This window comes from Comamonas sp. MYb21 (assembly GCF_037479395.1).
In the GTDB taxonomy this organism is placed as follows: domain Bacteria; phylum Pseudomonadota; class Gammaproteobacteria; order Burkholderiales; family Burkholderiaceae_C; genus Comamonas.
The window spans coordinates 85222-100473 of the sequence record NZ_JBBGZC010000011.1; the positions used below are offsets into that span (position 1 = coordinate 85222).

Consider the following 15252-nt stretch of genomic DNA (forward strand, 5'->3'; position numbering starts at 1 on the left):
AGCCGAGTCAGCCGGCATCGGGCACCACGGCGGTGACCTCGATCTCCACCTTGGCGCGGTCCTCGATCAAGGCCACCACCTGCACTGCGGTCATCGCGGCGTTGAAGCTGCCGATCAGCTCGCGGTAGGCCTTGCCGATCTCCGCCTGCTGGGCCATATAGGCCTCTTTGTCGGTGATGTACCAGGTCATGCGCACGATATGCTCGGGCCGGGCGCCGCCCTCTTCGAGCACCGCCACAATGTTCTGCAGCGCCTGGCGCACCTGGCCGGCCAGGTCGTCGGTGTGGAACACCCCTTGCGCATCCCAGCCGATCATGCCGGCGACAAAAATCTGCCGGCCGCTGACCATCACGCCATTGGCATAGCCCTTGGGCCGGGGCCAACCCTGGGGAAGTAGTACTTGCATGAGACGATTCCTTCTAAAAACCAAGCATTATTGAAAGCGCTCACCGGCCAGCCAGGCCGCCATGCGGCGGTGGATGGCTGGCGGTATGCGGATGGCCTCATGGCTGTCCAGGCTGGTGAACACCAGCGCCTGGTGGGCCAGTGCCCGCACCTGGCCATCGTCGCCCACACAGCGCAGCGCCAGCTGCAGCGAGCGGCTGCCCAGCCGCAGCACGGCCAGCTCCAGCTGCACCGCATCGCCCATGCGGGCAATGGCACGAAAATCACAGGCCAGATGCACGATGGGTAGACCCGTGCGCTCGGGCCCCAGCATCTGGGCATAGGGGTGGTGCAGTGCCTGGTTGAACCAGTCCTCGACCAGCGACTGGAACAGCACCAGGTACTGCGGATAAAACACAATGCCGGCCGGATCGCACTGCGCAAAACGGATGCCGGTGGCCACGCGGAAAACGGGGCCGGCCTCAGGCCAGGTCAGGGCTGCCATGTCAGACCCCGATATAGCGCTGCCACAGCGCGGGCTGCGCCTCCAGCTGGGCCGAGCTGCCCTGCCATACCACCTGGCCGCGCTCGATCAAGGTGTGCTGGTCGGCCAGCGCCATCAGCCGCTTGACGTATTTGTCGATCACCAAAATCGCCTGGCCCTGCGCGCGCAAGGCCGCCAGGCACTGCCAGATCTCCTCGCGGATCAGCGGCGCCAGGCCTTCGGTCGCCTCGTCCAGGATCAGCAGATGCGGGTTGGTCATCAGCGCCCGGCCAATGGCCAGCATCTGCTGCTCGCCGCCCGAGAGCCGGTTGCCCGGGTTACCGGCGCGCTCGGCCAGGCGCGGGAACAGCTGGTAGACACGGTCCAGCGACCAGGGGTTCTCCGAGGCATTGCGGTTGGCCGCAAAGGCCTGCAGGTTTTCCTGCACCGTCAGGTTGGCAAAGATCTGCCGGCCTTCGGGCACCACGGCCATGCCCATGCGGGCGATGCGGTCGGCAGGCAGGTGCTCGATGCGCTCGCCGCGAAACCGCACGCTGCCCGCCGATGCCGGTGTCATGCCCAGCAGGCTGCGCACCGTGGTGGTCTTGCCCATGCCATTGCGCCCCAGCAAGGTCGCAACCTCGCCCGCCGCCATGCGCAGATGGATGCCAAACAGCACCTGGCTGCTGCCGTAGCAGGTCTCCAAGGCTTCCACTTCCAGCAAAGTGCTCATCAGGCGGCCTCCTCTGCGGCTTCATCACCCAGGTAGGCGCGCCGCACATCCGGGTTGCGCCGAATCTCATCGGGCGTGCCCGTCGCGATCACCTTGCCAAACACCAGCGTCGAGATGCGGTCGGCCAGGCGGAAGACCGCGTCCATGTCGTGCTCCACCAGCAGGATCGTCGTGTCCTGGTGCAGCTGCAGCAGCAGCTGCACCATGCGCTCGGATTCGTCCGGCCCCATGCCCGCCATCGGCTCATCGAGCAGCAGCATGCGCGGCCGCGTGGCCAGCGCCAGCGCCACCTCCAGCTGGCGCTGCTCGCCATGCGCCAGCAGCCCGGCAGTTTGCTGCAGCTGGGCAGCCAGGCCTACGCGCTCTGCCACCTCGGCGGCCTGCGCATAGCGCGCGCTCTCGCTGCGTGCCGGGCGCCAAAAGCGCCAGCTCGATCCATCGCGTGCCTGCACGCCCAGTGCAATGTTCTCCAGCACCGTCAGGCGCTTGAAGATGCTGGTGATCTGGTAGGAGCGCACCAGGCCGGCCTGCACCCGCGCGGGCATGGGCTTGCGCTCCACCGCCTCACCAGCAAACAGTATCTGCCCTTCATCGGGCGCGAGCGCCCCCGACAGCTGGTGGATCAAGGTCGTCTTGCCCGCGCCGTTCGGCCCGATCAGCGCATGGATCTGGCCAGCCTGCACCGCAAAGCTGGCATGGTCGGTGGCGGTGAGGCCACCAAAGCGCTTGACCAGGTTCTGCACCTGCAACAAAGGGGTTGGCATCTTGGCCGTGCTCATCGCTTGCTCCACATGCCGCGCCGCAGGCTCAGCAAACCATTGGGTGCCACCAGCACCACGATCAGCAGCACGGCGCCCAGGCCCAGCTGCCAGTGCACCGTGTAAGCGGCCAGCACTTCTTCCAGCAGCAGGAACACCGCTGCGCCCAAAAGGCCGCCATACAGATGGCCGACCCCGCCCAGGATGACCATGATCAGCAGGATGCCCGACTGGGTCCACTGCAGCATGCCCGGGCCGACAAAGCTGCCCTGGTTGGCCAGCATCGCGCCTGCCAGCCCGGCAAAGGCACCAGCCAACGTAAAGGCCACGAGCTTGTAGCGGTAGACCGGAAAGCCGATGGCCTGCATGCGCGTCTCGTTTTCCTTGATGGCCTGCAGCACATGGCCAAAACGGGCGTTCAGCACCCGCGCCATCGCCAGCAGGCTAGCGCTGACCAGCGCCAGCACCACGTAGTAGAAGGTCGCGTCCTGGCCCAGGTCCAGACCCAGGCCAATCTCCGAGCGGCTGGGCAGCGACAGCCCGTCATCACCGCCCAGCGATTTGAACGACATGATCAGGTAGTACAGCATCTGCGCAAAGGCCAAGGTGATCATGATGAAGTAGACGCCCTGGGTGCGCAGGCTGATGGCGCCCACCAGCAGCGAAAAGGCCGCACCCATCAGCATCGCCAGCGGCCAGGCCAGCCAGGCGGAGGTCACACCCTGCTGCATCAGCAGGCCCACGGTGTAGGCACCCAGGCCGACAAAGGCCGCGTGGCCAAAGCTCACCATGCCACCAAAGCCGAGGATGAAGTTGAGGCTGGCAGCGGCCAGGCCAAACACCAGCACGCGGCTGGCCACGCCGATGTAAAACTCTTCACCCGTCGCCTGGGCGATCAGCGGAAAGGCGATCAGCAGCGCCAACAGCGGCAATACCCAGCGCGGCTGCAAGCGGTGGTCGAAGACGCTGGGCTGCGTGGCCTGCATGGCCTGCGCAGAGGCGGGTCGGGGGGCGGTCGTGTCAGTCATGGGCGGGGAACAAGCCTTGGGGTTTGGTGAACAGCACGGCAGCCATCAGCACATAGATCAGGATCGAGGCCACGGCCGGGCCGGCATTGGCCGCCACCTCGGGGCCCATGGCCTTGTCAAACAACAAGGGCACGAGGGTGCGGCCGGCGGTATCGACCAGGCCGACCAACAAGGCGCCCAGCAGCGCGCCCCGGATCGAGCCGATGCCGCCAATGACGATCACCACAAAGGCGAGGATCAGAATGCTCTCGCCCATGCCCACCTGCACCGCCAGCAGGGGGCCCAGCATGCCGCCCGCCACGGCACACAGCGCAGCGCCCAGCGCAAACACCAGCGTGAACAGCCGGCGCACATTGGCGCCCATGGCAGTTGCCATCTCGCGATTGGCCGCGCCCGCGCGCACCTGCATGCCAAAGCGCGTGCGGGTCACCAGGAGCCACAGCAGCAAAGCCACGGCAAGGCCCACGCCGATGATCAGCAGCCGGTAGGCCGGGTAGGAAAAACCATCCATCAACTGGACCGGCCCGGCCAGCGCGGCGGGTGGGTTGAGCATCAGCGGCTGCGCGCCCCAGATGATGCGCACGATCTCGTTGCTCATCAGCAAGATGGCAAAGGTGCCCATCACCTGCGACAGGTGGTCGCGGTGGTAGAGGCGGCGCAGGATCGTGTATTCCAGCAGCACGCCCACCAGCACCGTGGCCAGCACCCCCAGGCCCAGGCCCAGCCAGAACGAGCCGGTGGCCTGGCTGAGGCTGGCCACCAGGTAGGCGCCGATCATGTAGAGCGAACCATGGGCCAGGTTGATCATGTCCATGATGCCGAACACGAGCGTGAGGCCAGCGGCCAGCAGGAACAGCATCAGGCCGAACTGCAGGCCGTTGAGCGTCTGCTCAAGAATCAGGATGGTGTTCATCGATCAGGAGGGCATCTTGCAGTCTTTGACGTAGGCATCCTGGTGGTTCTTGAACACCGTGCCCACCGTGCGGTTGGTCAGCTTGCCCTGCGCATCCTTGCTCACCACGCGCAGGTAATAGTCCTGCACCGGAAAGTGGTTGCTGTTGAACTTGAAGCTGCCCCGCACCGACTCGAACTTGGCCGCTTCAATCGCTTTGCGCAAGGCCGCCTTGTCGTCGAGCTTGCCCTTGACATCGCGCACCGCCGCGTCCATCAGGCGGGCGGCGTCATAGCCGTGCGAGGCGTAGAGCGAGGGGCTGCGGCCAAACTCCTTCTGGAAGTCCGCGACGAACTTCTTGTTCGCCGCATTGTCCAGGTCATGCGCCCACTGCGAGGTGTTGAAGGTGCCCAGCATCGAGTCACCCACCGCACGGATCACGTCCTCATCGGCCGAGAAGCCCGGCGCGTACAAGGTGATGTCCTTGGACAGGCCGGCGCCGACAAACTGCTTGATGAAGTTCACGCCCAGGCCACCGGGCAGAAAGATATAGACGCCATCGACCTGGGCCGCACGCATCTTGGAGATCTCGGCGCCATAGTCCAGCTGGCTCAGCGAGGTATAGGTCTCCATACCGACCTCGCCCTTGTAGAAGCGCTTGAAGCCGGCGATCGAGTCCTTGCCTGCGGGGTAGTTGGGCGCGATCAGCGCCACACGCTTGAAACCCTTGTCCTGCATGGTCTGGCCCGCTGCCTCATGCAGCGCATCGTTTTGCTGCGAGACATTGAAGAAATAAGGATTGCACTGCGCGCCGGCGTACTGCGAGGGGCCGGCATTGGGGCTGATGAAGAAGGTCTTGTTCTGGAACGCCGCCGGGCCCACGGCCAGCATCACGTTGGAGAACACGGTGCCGGTCATGAAATCCACCTTGTCCCGCTTGAGCAGGCGCTCGGCCGTCTGCTTGGCCACCTCGGGGTTTTGCTGGTCATCGACCACCACCACCTCGGCGGGCAGGTTGCCGATCTTGCCGTTCATGTGCTTGACGGCCAGTTGGAAGCCGTCGCGGATATCGGTGCCCAGACCGGCGCCGGGGCCCGACAAGGTGCTCAGCAACCCCACCTTGACCTGGTCGGCGGCACTGGCGCTGCTGGCGCAGAGCAGCGCGATGGACAGACTGACAAGACTGCGATGCAAGAGATGAGGCTTCATGCTGGTTCCCTGGTTGAAGTACGTAAAAATTCGCCGAGCCGCTACTATGCCGGGCTGTGCAGCCGAAACCGTTGTAGTTTTCCCGTAGCTGTGCGCGGCAGCTGCGCGACAAAATCCAGGGCCCGTGGGTATTTGTAGGGCGCCACCGTGCTTTTGACGAAATCCTGCAAGGTCTTGACCATGTCCGCGTCTGCCGCAAAGCCCGGGCGCAGCACCACAAAGGCCTTGACGATCTGGCCGCGCTCGCTGTCGGGCAGGCCAATCACCGCGCATTCGGCCACCGCCGCATGCGCGAGCAAGGCGTCTTCGACCTCGGGCGCGGCAATGTTGTAGCCCGAGGAGATGATCATGTCATCGGTGCGGGCCTGGTAGACAAAGTAGCCGTCCGCATCCATCACATAGGCGTCACCGGTCAGGTTCCAGCCCGCATGCACATACTGGGTCTGGCGGCTGTCGTTCAGGTAGCGGCAGCCGGTGGGGCCCTGCACCGCCAGCTTGCCCACCGTGCCGGCCGGCACTTCCTGGCCCTGCTCATCGACCACCTTGGCGCGGTAGCCGGGCACGGCGCGGCCGGTGGCGCCGGGCCGGGCCTCGTCCTCACGGTGCGAGATAAAGATATGCAGCATCTCGGTCGAGCCGATGCCGTCGATGATCTCGATGCCGGTGGCAGCTTTCCACAGCGCGCGCGTCGAGGCATTCAAGGCCTCGCCGGCCGATACGCATTTGCGCAACCGGGTCTGGCGCAGCCGCTCGCCCTGCTGGGCCATCACGCGGTACGAGGTCGGCGCGGTGAACACCACGGTGGCGCCAAACTGCTCGATGCCATCGACCAGCTGCAGCGGTCCGGCCTTCTCCAGCAGCGCCATCGAGGCACCAATCGCCATCGGGAACAGCACCTGGCCGCCCAGGCCAAAGGTAAAGGCCAGCGGCGGGCTGCCGATGAAGACATCATCGGGCGCAGCCCGCAGCACATGGCGGGGCCAGCAGGCGCAAACCGCCATCACATCGCGGTGGAAATGCATCGTGGCCTTGGGCACCCCTGTGGTACCCGAGGTAAAGCCCAGCAGGCAGGTGTCGGTCGCCGCCGTCTGCACGGTGTCGAAATGCGGCGAGGCCTGGGCCATCAGCGGCTCCAGCGCCTGCGCTGCCGGCAGGCCCGTGCCGTTGAAGTAGCGCACCGCCTGCAAGCGCGGGTGGGCCGCCTGAGCTGCCTGCACCTCGGCCAGCAAGGCCGCATCGCAGAGCGCATGGCTGATCTGGGCAATCTCGATGATGGTGCCCAGCTCCTTGGCGCGCAGCAGCGGCATGGCAGCCACCGCAATGCCGCCAGCCTTGACGACGGCAAACCAGCTCGCCACCATCATCGGGTTGTTGGGCGCGCACAGCAGCACGCGGTTGCCAGGCACCAGGCCCATCTGGGCGGTCAATACGTTGGCAATGCGGTTGGCCTGGGCCTGCAGCTCGGCATAGGTCCAGCGCACACCCTGGGCCTGCAGGCAGAGGCGCTCGCCCCGGCCCTCGGCCACATGGCGGTCCAGCAGCTCGGCGGCGCAGTTGAGCCGCTCGGGGAACTGCAGCTCGGGCAGCTCGAACAGGTAGTCGGGCTGCAACTCGGGCGGCGGCAGATGCTTGGCGGCAAAGCGGTCGATATGCGCGGTATAGGGCGTGGCAGACATCTCGCAAACTCCAGGCTGAAGGAGGAAACCAGGACCGGCGTCCAGGTGCTCGGCAATGGTCAAGGCGCAGCGGGCGCCACTTGTTTGAGCAGCTCACGGGCGATGATGAGCTGCTGCACCTCGGTCGCCCCTTCGTAAATGCGCAGCGCGCGAATCTCGCGGTACAGGCGCTCGACCGGCTGGTCGCTGACAACACCCAGCCCGCCCCACATCTGCAGCGCCGCATCGATCACCTGCTGCGCGTTCTCGGTCGCGGTCATCTTGGCCATCGCCGCTTCGCTGGTCACGCTCTGGCCCTGGTCGCGCTGCCAGGCGGCGCGGTAGGTCAGCAGCGCGGCGCTGTCGATCTGCGTAGCCATCTGCGCGAGCTTGGCCTGGGTCAGCTGAAAATCGGCCAGCACGCCCTGGAACATGCGGCGGCTGGTGGCGCGCTGCAAGGCCTCATCCATTGCCCTGCGCGCAAAGCCCAGCGCGGCGGCCGCTACCGAGGTGCGGAACACATCCAGGGTGCGCATCGCCAGCTTGAAGCCCTCGCCCGCCGCCCCCAGGCGCTGGCTGGCCGGCACGCGGCAACCGTTGAAGCGCAGCCGCGCCAGCGGGTGCGGCGCGATCACATCGATGCGCTCGGCAATCTCCAGGCCGGGCGTGTCGGCGTCAACGATCAGCGCCGAGATACCACGCGCGCCTGGCGCCTCGCCAGTGCGCACAAACACCACATAGAAGTCGGCAATGCCGCCGTTGGAGATCCAGGTTTTTTCGCCGTCGATGACATAGTGGTCACCGTCCAAGCGGGCCGCGCAGGCCATGGCGGCCACGTCCGAGCCGGCATCGGGCTCGGACAGCGCAAAGGCCGCAATGGCCTCACCCCGGGCCACCCGGCCCAGGTAGCGCGCCTTCTGCGCCTCCGTGCCCGCCAAGCTGATCGCGCCCGAGCCCAGCCCCTGCATCGCAAACGCAAAGTCGGCCAGGCCGTTGTGGCGCGCCAGGGTCTCGCGGACCAGGCAGATGGCGCGGGTGTCGATCTGCGCGGCCGCGCCGCCATGCGCCTCGCCGGCCACCGCATGGCGCAGCCAGCCCGCCTGGCCCAGCGCCTGCACCAGGCTGCGGCAATCGCCGTCGGTATCGCTGCTGTGCACATGGGCCACATGCTGGGCAGCCCAGGCATCGAGCGCCTGCGCCAGCTGCGCGTGGCGCGGCTCAAAAAACGGCCACTGCAGGTAACGGGTGTCGGCCATGTCAGTTCCCCTGGAATTGCGGCTTTTGCTTGGCCACAAAGGCCTCGTAGGCGCGCTTGAAGTCTTCGGTCAGCATGCAGATGGCCTGCGCCTGCGCCTCGGCCTCAATGGCCTGGTCGATGGTCATCGCCCATTCCTGGTGCAGCTGGGTCTTGGTGATGCCATTGGCAAAGCTCGGGCCGGCGGCCAAGTCGGCGGCCATCTGCTGGGCCTGCACCAGCAGCGTTTCGGGCTCTGCCAGGCGGTTGAAAAAGCCCCAGCGCTCGCCCTCGTCGCCGCCCAGGCTGCGGCCGGTGTAGAGCAGCTCGCTGGCCCGGCCCTGGCCGATGATGCGCGGCAAAAAGGCGCAGGCGCCCATGTCGCAGCCGGCCAGGCCCACGCGGTTGAACAGGAACGCGGTCTTGCTGCGGGCCGTGCCCAGGCGCATGTCCGAGGCCATGGCCATGATGGCGCCAGCGCCCGCGCAGATGCCATCGACCGCCGCAATGATGGGCTGCGGGCAGGCGCGCATGGCCTTGATGAGCTCGCCCGTCATGCGGGTGAACATCAGCAGCTCGGGGGCCTTCAGGGCCACCAGCGGGCCGATGATTTCATGCACATCGCCGCCCGAGCAGAAGTTGCCGCCCGCGCCCACCAGCACCACGGCCTTCACATCCTGCGCCCATTTCAGCCGGTGGAACAGGTCGCGCAGCTCTGCATAGGAGTCAAAGGTCAGTGGGTTCTTGCGCTCGGGGCGGTTCAAGGTGATCGTCGCCACGCCGGCATGGACCTGCCACAAAAAATGCTGTGCCTGGTAGCCAGCCAGCTGTTGGTGGTTGCCCGCCACCAGCGCGGGGTCAATGGTGTATTCACTCATGCCTGTCTCCACAAATTCGGGGTTCACATCACTTCGCCGCCTGCCACCGCAATGGCCTGGCCGGTCATCGCGCCAGCGCCTTTACCGCAGAGCCAGACGACCGCATCGGCCACCTCTTGCGGCTGCACCAGTCGGCCCTGGGGGTTGTCGCGCACAAATTCGGCCATGGCCTGCTCGGGGCTGCGGCCGGTCTTGGCCACCACCCGGTCGATGCTGGTCTTGACCAGGTCGGTTTCGGTATAGCCCGGGCACACGGCATTGACCGTGATGCCCCGGCTTGCCACCTCCAGCGCCAGCGCCCGGGTCAGGCCCACCACGCCATGCTTGGCCGCCACATAGGCCGACACATAGGCGTAGCCGATCAGCCCTGCCGTGCTGGCCACGTTGACGATGCGGCCATAGCCGGCCGCCTGCATCGCTGGCAGCACCTGCTGCATGCACAGCATCGTGCCGGTCAGGTTCACCGCCAGCATCTGCGACCAGAGCTGGGCATCGGTCTTCATAAAGGGTGCGCTCTGCGCCTGGCCGGCGTTGTTCACCAGGATCTGGATATCGCCAAAGGCGGCGACAGCCTGCGCAAAGGCCGCGACCACCTCCGGCCCATGCGCCACATCGGCCAGCACCCGCTGGCACTGGCCTGGGTAGGCATCCACCAGTTTTTGCAGCGGCTCGGGCCGGCGGCCCAGCACCGTCACCCGCGCGCCCTGCGCCAGCAGCTGGCGCGCAATCGCCTCGCCAATGCCCTGGCCGGCGCCGGTTACCAGTGCATGCTGTCCTTCAAAGGTCTTGCTTGGCATCGGCAGCACTCCTCAATGGCCAGCGGCCGCTTGCTGGGCCTTTTCGCGCTCGAACAGGCTTTCCATCTGGCGCTTGCCGGCAAAGTAGGGCTTGGGCCAGGCGATGGCGGTGTAGCCAATCTTGGCCGCCTCGGTCAAGGTCCAGGCCGGGTTGGCCAGGTGCGGGCGGGCGACAGCACAGAGATCGGCGCGGCCGGCCGCAATGATGGAGTTGGCATGGTCGGCCTCGCTGATCGCGCCGACGGCCATCGTCGCAATGCCTGCCTCCTGGCGGATGCGGTCGGCAAAAGGCGTCTGAAACATGCGGCCATAGACCGGCTTTTCTTGCTTGCTGACCTGGCCGGACGAGCAGTCGATCAGGTCCGCGCCTGCGGCCTTGAAGGCCTTGGCCATCTCCACCGCGTCATCGGGGGTGATGCCGCCGGGCACCCAGTCATAGGCGGAGATGCGCACCGACATCGGCCGCTCCTGCGGCCAGACGGCACGCACGGCCCGGAACACCTCCAGCGGGTAGCGCAGGCGGTTTTCCAAGCTGCCGCCATAGGCATCGTCCCGCTGGTTGGTCAACGGCGAAATGAAGCTGGACAGCAGATAACCATGGGCGCAGTGCAGCTCCAGCCAATCGGCGCCGACCTCGGCGGCCATCTGGGCAGCCTGCACAAACTGCTGCTTGACCTCTGCCATCTGGGCCAGGCTCATCGCCTGCGAGATCTGGCTCACGCCTTCCAGGTACTGCTGGGGCGAGGCCGAGATGATCGGCCAGTTGCCCTCGGCAAGCGGCAGGTCCGTGCCTTCCCAGGCCAGGCGGGTGGAGGCTTTCGCTCCGGCATGGCCGATCTGCATCGCAAACTTGGCATCGCTGTGGCTGTGGATCCAGTCGCTGATGCGCTGCCAGGCCTGCTTTTGTGCCTGGCTGTAGGTGCCCGGGCAGCCGGGGGTGATGCGGCCTTCGGGGCTAACGCAGGCCATCTCTGCAAACACCAGACCGGCGCCGCCCATGGCCCGCGCGCCCAGGTGCACCAGGTGGTAGTCACCGGGCACGCCATCGACGGCCGAGTACTGCGCCATTGGCGAGACGACGATGCGGTTCTTCAAGGTCAGGCCGCGCAGGGTATAGGGCAGGAACATCGGCGGCGGCGCCTTGCCCTGTACCTCCACCCCGTTTTGCGCGGCCAGCCAGGCCTCATAGCCACCCAGCCAGGCGGCATCGCGCAGGCGCAGGTTCTCATGGCTGATGCGCTGGCTGCGCGTCAGCATCGAGTACATGAACTGCTCGGGTTCGAGCTGGTCGCAGTAGCGCTTGCCGCAGACTTCGAACCACTCCATCGCATTCCAGGCGGCATTCTGGATGCGCAAGGTCTCCACCCGGCGCAGCGCCTGGTAGGCCTCCAGCACCGCAGGTATCTGCGCCTTGCCATCGCCCAGCTGCTGGAACTGCCGCGCCAGCTCGATCGCGTCCTCAATCGCCAGCTTGGTGCCCGAGCCAATCGCAAAATGCGCCGTGTGCACGGCATCACCCATCAGCACCACATGGCTGCCCTTGGCGTTTTGCAGCCACCACTGGTCGCAGACCACGCGCTGGAAATTGATCCAGGCCGAGCCGCGCAAATGGCGGGCATTGGTCATCAGCCGCGCGCCTTGCAGGTTGTCGGCAAACAGCTTTTCGCAAAAGGCAATCGACTGCGCCTGGTCGGCCGTGTCCAGGCCGCAGGCCTTCCAGGTCTCCTCGGTGGTCTCGACGATGAAGGTCGAGGTCTTGTCGTCGAACTGGTAGATATGGGCCTGGAACCAGCCGTGCTCGGTGCGCACAAAGTCAAAGGTGAAGGCCTCGTAGACCTTGTTGGCGCCCAGCCAGATAAAGCGGTTGGGGCGGGTGACGATATCGGGCTTGAAGACCTCGGCGTACTTGCTGCGGATGCGCGAGTTCACGCCATCGCTGGCGATGATCAGGTCGGCATCGGCATAGTCCTCGTCGGACTGCACATCGGTCTCGAACACGAGCTGAACACCCAGCTGCTCGCAGCGCGCCTGCAGGATGTTGAGCAAATGCTTGCGGCCAATGCCGACAAAGCCATGGCCGCCCGAGCGGATCTTGCGGCCCTTGAACAGCAACTCGATATCGTCCCAGTGGTTGAAGGCCTCTTCGATCTGCGCAGCCGTCGCCGGGTCCCATTCGCGCATGTTGTCCATCGTCGCATCAGAGAACACCACGCCCCAGCCAAAGGTGTCATAGGGCTTGTTGCGCTCGACCACGGTCACGTCGTGCGCGGGGTCCATCTGCTTCATCAGCAGTGCGAAATACAAGCCGGCGGGGCCGCCGCCGATGCAGACAATTTTCATGGCCAGGACCGTCCTGAAAAATACTTTATAACTAAATTATTGATGCATAAATAATTCACTAAAATAAGCACATACCCTATCACTGGAGCCGCCTGCGGTACTGCACCATGGGCGCCATGGCTGACATGCAAACCCTCTGCAACTCCCCCTCCGACACCGGTGGCGGCATGGCTGGCCGCGAGGCCGGCCTCGCCCATGACGAACACCAGGCCGTGCGCCTGTGGCTGCGGCTGATGACCTGCAGCACGCAGATCGAACAGGTGATTCGCAGCAAGCTGCGCACCCAGTTCGCCACCACCCTGCCGCGCTTTGACTACCTGGCCCAGCTCAGCCGCTTCCCCAAGGGCCTGCGCATGAAGACGCTGTCCGAGTACCTGATGGTGACGGGCGGCAATATCACCGGTCTGACGGACCAGTTGGTGGCAGAAGGCTGGGTGGAGCGGGTGGCCGATGACGAGGACCGGCGATCGATGACGGTGCGCCTGACGCGCAGCGGCAAAAAGCAGTTCAGCACCATGGCCAAGGCGCATGAGCAATGGCTGGAGCATTTGCTCGCGCCCCTGGGCGCAGATGCCGCGCGTGAGCTGTATGAGCAGCTGGGCCTGCTGCGGCAGATCGTGGGCCAGCGGGTGGAGCAGCTTGCCGACTGAGTGCCAGCCCTACAAATGACAAAGAGCCTGCGGACCGCCCCTGGTCCGGCAGGCTCTCAGGCTTCTCTTTGAAGAATTACATCGCGGTATCGGCCTGGCTGAGGTCGCCATCGGCCTCATCGGCCTCCAGCACCTCGGGCATCTTGACGATGGTGGTCGGCACCTTGCTGTGGCGGGCCACCTCGCGCGAGACCGAGCCGATCAGAATGCTGCCCAGCATGCTCTCGCCGGTGGCACCGAGCACGATCAGGCCGCAGCCCTTCTCCTCGGCGATGTCGAGCAGGCTCGCGTAGATATCGCCCAGGCGGATCTCCACCTCATACGAGACACCTGCCAGGCGCAGCATGTCCAGCGCCGGGGCGACCAGGTCCATGCCCGCTTCCAGGCTGGCATTGGCGATCAGCTCCGAATCCTGCGTGGCCAGCTCCAGAAAGCTCGCCTCCTTTTGCACATGGGCGACCACCACATGGGCGCGCAAGCCCTGCTGCACCAGCTGCACGCCGTGCTGCACCGCCTGCAGCGAGTTGGGCGATCCGTCGACGGCGATCATGATGTTGAGCATGGGCTTCTCCTTGGCAGTGAAAGATAAGACCAGTGTAGCGATCTGCCGGCAGCCCCTGTGTCAGAGACGAGCCTGCGAAACCCGCCGTGCCGTCAACTACCGCACATCTGCGAAAATGCCCGGTTATGCTGCAGTTCGACCTTCTCAAAACCGATCCCACCAGCCACGCACGCCGTGGCACGCTCACGCTCAACCATGGCGTGGTGCAGACCCCCATCTTCATGCCCGTGGGCACCTATGGCACCGTCAAGGGCGTGATGCCGCGCAGCCTCGAGGAAATGGGCGCCCAGATCATTCTGGGCAATACCTTCCACCTGTGGATGCGCCCGGGGCTGGATGTGATGAAGAGCTTTGGCGGCCTGCACGGTTTCGAGAAATGGGACAAGCCCATTCTGACCGACTCGGGCGGTTTCCAGGTCTGGTCGCTGGGCGCGATGCGCAAGATCACCGAAGAAGGCGTGCATTTCCAAAGCCCGGTCAATGGCGACAAGCTGTTCATGTCGCCCGAGGTCAGCATGCAGATCCAGACGATTCTGAACTCGGACATCGTCATGCAGCTCGACGAGTGCACGCCGTACGAGACCAACGGCAAAAAGACCACCGAGGCCGAGGCGCGCAAGTCCATGGAGATGAGCCGCCGCTGGGCCAAGCGCTCCAAGGAAGAGTTCGAGCGCCTGGGCAACCCCAATGCCTTGTTCGGCATTGTGCAGGGCGGCATGTTCAAGAACCTGCGCGAGGAATCGCTGCAGGGCCTGCTGGATATCGACTTCCCCGGCTACGCCGTGGGCGGCGTCTCGGTCGGCGAGCCCAAGGACGAGATGCTGGACATCATGCAGCACACGCCCCATCTGCTGCCGGCCCACAAGCCGCGCTACCTGATGGGCGTGGGTACGCCCGAGGACCTGGTGCAGGGTGTGGCCGATGGCGTGGACATGTTCGACTGCGTGATGCCCACGCGCAATGCGCGCAACGGCACCATCTTCACCCGCTATGGCGACCTGAAGATCCGCAACGCCCGCCACAAGACCGACCACCAGCCCATCGACACCTCCTGTACCTGCCACGCCTGCGCCGGCAAGAGCGGCGTGAGCTGGGACAACGGCGGGCGCGAGGGTTTCAGCCGCGCCTACCTGCACCACCTGGACCGCTGCTGTGAGATGCTGGGCCCCATGCTGACCACCATCCACAACCTGCACTACTACCTGAACCTGATGCAGGAAGTGCGCCAGTCGCTCGATGCCGGCCACTTTGCCCAGTTCCGCGCGCAGTTCAAGTCGGACCGGGCACGCGGTATCTAAGTTCTCGGCCCCCCTGCCATGGCATGCCATGCAAAGCGTGGGGGCCAAGAGACAGCGCAGCACGGCGCTTGACAGCCCCTGCGTAAAGTAAGAGACAGCGCCGTCTGGGGCTTTGCGCCCCTCGGTGCACCGCAGCGGCCCACGGCAACAGCGCTGTTTGATCCCGGCATATTTCAGATTGATGCGCCGACTGGCATGCGTTCTTAGCTCCCATTTTGGAAGCAACAACGATTGTCTGAGATTATCGATTAATCAAAATCTCAGCCAGGCCCTGCGCGGCTGCAGCACTCTGCCCACCTGCCTATGTGTGACTGGCCCACGGGGTCGGGCCCATGGCGGTGCAGGGGAGC

At 65.4% G+C, this 15252-nt stretch carries 15 protein-coding genes; 2 read left to right on the forward strand and 13 right to left on the reverse strand.

All coding sequences use genetic code 11. From position 1 onward, the window contains the following. Positions 1 to 7: 7 nt before the first annotated feature. Genes WH367_RS17225 through WH367_RS17280 form a run of 12 tightly spaced genes read right to left on the reverse strand, consistent with a single transcriptional unit; the run spans position 8 to position 12392 of the window. Complete coding sequence (locus WH367_RS17225; protein WP_312986293.1) at positions 8 to 406, reverse strand: RidA family protein; 399 nt, start codon at positions 404 to 406, stop codon at positions 8 to 10. A gap of 27 nt (positions 407 to 433) precedes the next feature. After that, the gene (locus WH367_RS17230) at positions 434 to 889 is read right to left on the reverse strand and encodes an acyl-CoA thioesterase (RefSeq protein ID WP_021029000.1); all 456 of its coding nucleotides are present in this window, start codon (positions 887 to 889) and stop codon (positions 434 to 436) included. Position 890: 1 nt separating this feature from the next. Next, positions 891 to 1601, reverse strand: a complete 711-nt coding sequence (locus WH367_RS17235) for an ABC transporter ATP-binding protein (RefSeq protein WP_339520101.1) — start codon at positions 1599 to 1601, stop codon at positions 891 to 893. Beyond that, positions 1601 to 2365, reverse strand: a complete 765-nt coding sequence (locus WH367_RS17240; RefSeq protein ID WP_339537024.1) for an ABC transporter ATP-binding protein — start codon at positions 2363 to 2365, stop codon at positions 1601 to 1603. The genes WH367_RS17235 and WH367_RS17240 overlap by 1 nt, the downstream gene beginning before the upstream one ends. Before the next feature lie 11 nt (positions 2366 to 2376). After that, positions 2377 to 3387 carry a branched-chain amino acid ABC transporter permease gene (locus WH367_RS17245; RefSeq protein WP_339537025.1) on the reverse strand — a complete coding sequence of 337 codons (1011 nt, stop codon included), beginning with the start codon at positions 3385 to 3387 and terminating at the stop codon, positions 2377 to 2379. Next, positions 3380 to 4300, reverse strand: a complete 921-nt coding sequence (locus tag WH367_RS17250; protein WP_339537026.1) for a branched-chain amino acid ABC transporter permease — start codon at positions 4298 to 4300, stop codon at positions 3380 to 3382. The genes WH367_RS17245 and WH367_RS17250 overlap by 8 nt, the downstream gene beginning before the upstream one ends. 3 nt (positions 4301 to 4303) lie before the next feature. Beyond that, complete coding sequence (locus tag WH367_RS17255) at positions 4304 to 5488, reverse strand: ABC transporter substrate-binding protein (protein WP_339537027.1); 1185 nt, start codon at positions 5486 to 5488, stop codon at positions 4304 to 4306. A gap of 44 nt (positions 5489 to 5532) precedes the next feature. Beyond that, positions 5533 to 7164, reverse strand: coding sequence for a benzoate-CoA ligase family protein (locus WH367_RS17260; protein ID WP_339537028.1), 1632 nt, complete (start codon positions 7162 to 7164; stop codon positions 5533 to 5535). A gap of 59 nt (positions 7165 to 7223) precedes the next feature. Then, the gene (locus tag WH367_RS17265; protein ID WP_339537029.1) at positions 7224 to 8399 is read right to left on the reverse strand and encodes an acyl-CoA dehydrogenase family protein; all 1176 of its coding nucleotides are present in this window, start codon (positions 8397 to 8399) and stop codon (positions 7224 to 7226) included. A 1-nt stretch (position 8400) separates the two neighbouring features. Further along, positions 8401 to 9255 carry an enoyl-CoA hydratase family protein gene (locus tag WH367_RS17270; RefSeq protein ID WP_339537030.1) on the reverse strand — a complete coding sequence of 285 codons (855 nt, stop codon included), beginning with the start codon at positions 9253 to 9255 and terminating at the stop codon, positions 8401 to 8403. 23 nt (positions 9256 to 9278) lie between these two features. After that, the gene (locus WH367_RS17275) at positions 9279 to 10052 is read right to left on the reverse strand and encodes an SDR family NAD(P)-dependent oxidoreductase (RefSeq protein ID WP_339537031.1); all 774 of its coding nucleotides are present in this window, start codon (positions 10050 to 10052) and stop codon (positions 9279 to 9281) included. A gap of 12 nt (positions 10053 to 10064) precedes the next feature. Beyond that, the gene (locus WH367_RS17280; RefSeq protein ID WP_339537032.1) at positions 10065 to 12392 is read right to left on the reverse strand and encodes a bifunctional salicylyl-CoA 5-hydroxylase/oxidoreductase; all 2328 of its coding nucleotides are present in this window, start codon (positions 12390 to 12392) and stop codon (positions 10065 to 10067) included. A 116-nt stretch (positions 12393 to 12508) separates the two neighbouring features. On the opposite strand from WH367_RS17280, the gene WH367_RS17285 reads away from it, so the two are divergent. Beyond that, positions 12509 to 13042, forward strand: coding sequence for a MarR family winged helix-turn-helix transcriptional regulator (locus tag WH367_RS17285; RefSeq protein ID WP_312986278.1), 534 nt, complete (start codon positions 12509 to 12511; stop codon positions 13040 to 13042). 76 nt (positions 13043 to 13118) lie between these two features. Here the strand turns inward: WH367_RS17285 and WH367_RS17290 are convergent, their stop codons facing one another. Next, positions 13119 to 13604, reverse strand: coding sequence for a universal stress protein (locus WH367_RS17290; RefSeq protein ID WP_021029012.1), 486 nt, complete (start codon positions 13602 to 13604; stop codon positions 13119 to 13121). Positions 13605 to 13729: 125 nt separating this feature from the next. Between WH367_RS17290 and tgt the strand changes: the two genes are divergently transcribed. Beyond that, positions 13730 to 14902: a tRNA guanosine(34) transglycosylase Tgt gene (tgt, locus tag WH367_RS17295; RefSeq protein ID WP_339537033.1), complete on the forward strand. Its 1173-nt coding sequence runs from the start codon at positions 13730 to 13732 to the stop codon at positions 14900 to 14902. The last annotated feature ends 350 nt before the right edge of the window (positions 14903 to 15252 follow it).

Bases quoted from the DNA above. Each gene is read 5' to 3' on its own strand.
- WH367_RS17225 (WP_312986293.1), bottom strand. From the start codon at position 406: ATGCAAGTACTACTTCCCCAGGGTTGGCCCCGGCCCAAGGGCTATGCC.
- WH367_RS17230 (WP_021029000.1), bottom strand. From the start codon at position 889: ATGGCAGCCCTGACCTGGCCTGAGGCCGGCCCCGTTTTCCGCGTGGCC.
- WH367_RS17235 (WP_339520101.1), bottom strand. From the start codon at position 1,601: ATGAGCACTTTGCTGGAAGTGGAAGCCTTGGAGACCTGCTACGGCAGC.
- WH367_RS17240 (WP_339537024.1), bottom strand. From the start codon at position 2,365: ATGCCAACCCCTTTGTTGCAGGTGCAGAACCTGGTCAAGCGCTTTGGT.
- WH367_RS17245 (WP_339537025.1), bottom strand. From the start codon at position 3,387: ATGACTGACACGACCGCCCCCCGACCCGCCTCTGCGCAGGCCATGCAG.
- WH367_RS17250 (WP_339537026.1), bottom strand. From the start codon at position 4,300: ATGAACACCATCCTGATTCTTGAGCAGACGCTCAACGGCCTGCAGTTC.
- WH367_RS17255 (WP_339537027.1), bottom strand. From the start codon at position 5,488: ATGAAGCCTCATCTCTTGCATCGCAGTCTTGTCAGTCTGTCCATCGCG.
- WH367_RS17260 (WP_339537028.1), bottom strand. From the start codon at position 7,164: ATGTCTGCCACGCCCTATACCGCGCATATCGACCGCTTTGCCGCCAAG.
- WH367_RS17265 (WP_339537029.1), bottom strand. From the start codon at position 8,399: ATGGCCGACACCCGTTACCTGCAGTGGCCGTTTTTTGAGCCGCGCCAC.
- WH367_RS17270 (WP_339537030.1), bottom strand. From the start codon at position 9,255: ATGAGTGAATACACCATTGACCCCGCGCTGGTGGCGGGCAACCACCAA.
- WH367_RS17275 (WP_339537031.1), bottom strand. From the start codon at position 10,052: ATGCCAAGCAAGACCTTTGAAGGACAGCATGCACTGGTAACCGGCGCC.
- WH367_RS17280 (WP_339537032.1), bottom strand. From the start codon at position 12,392: ATGAAAATTGTCTGCATCGGCGGCGGCCCCGCCGGCTTGTATTTCGCA.
- WH367_RS17285 (WP_312986278.1), top strand. From the start codon at position 12,509: ATGGCTGACATGCAAACCCTCTGCAACTCCCCCTCCGACACCGGTGGC.
- WH367_RS17290 (WP_021029012.1), bottom strand. From the start codon at position 13,604: ATGCTCAACATCATGATCGCCGTCGACGGATCGCCCAACTCGCTGCAG.
- tgt (WP_339537033.1), top strand. From the start codon at position 13,730: ATGCTGCAGTTCGACCTTCTCAAAACCGATCCCACCAGCCACGCACGC.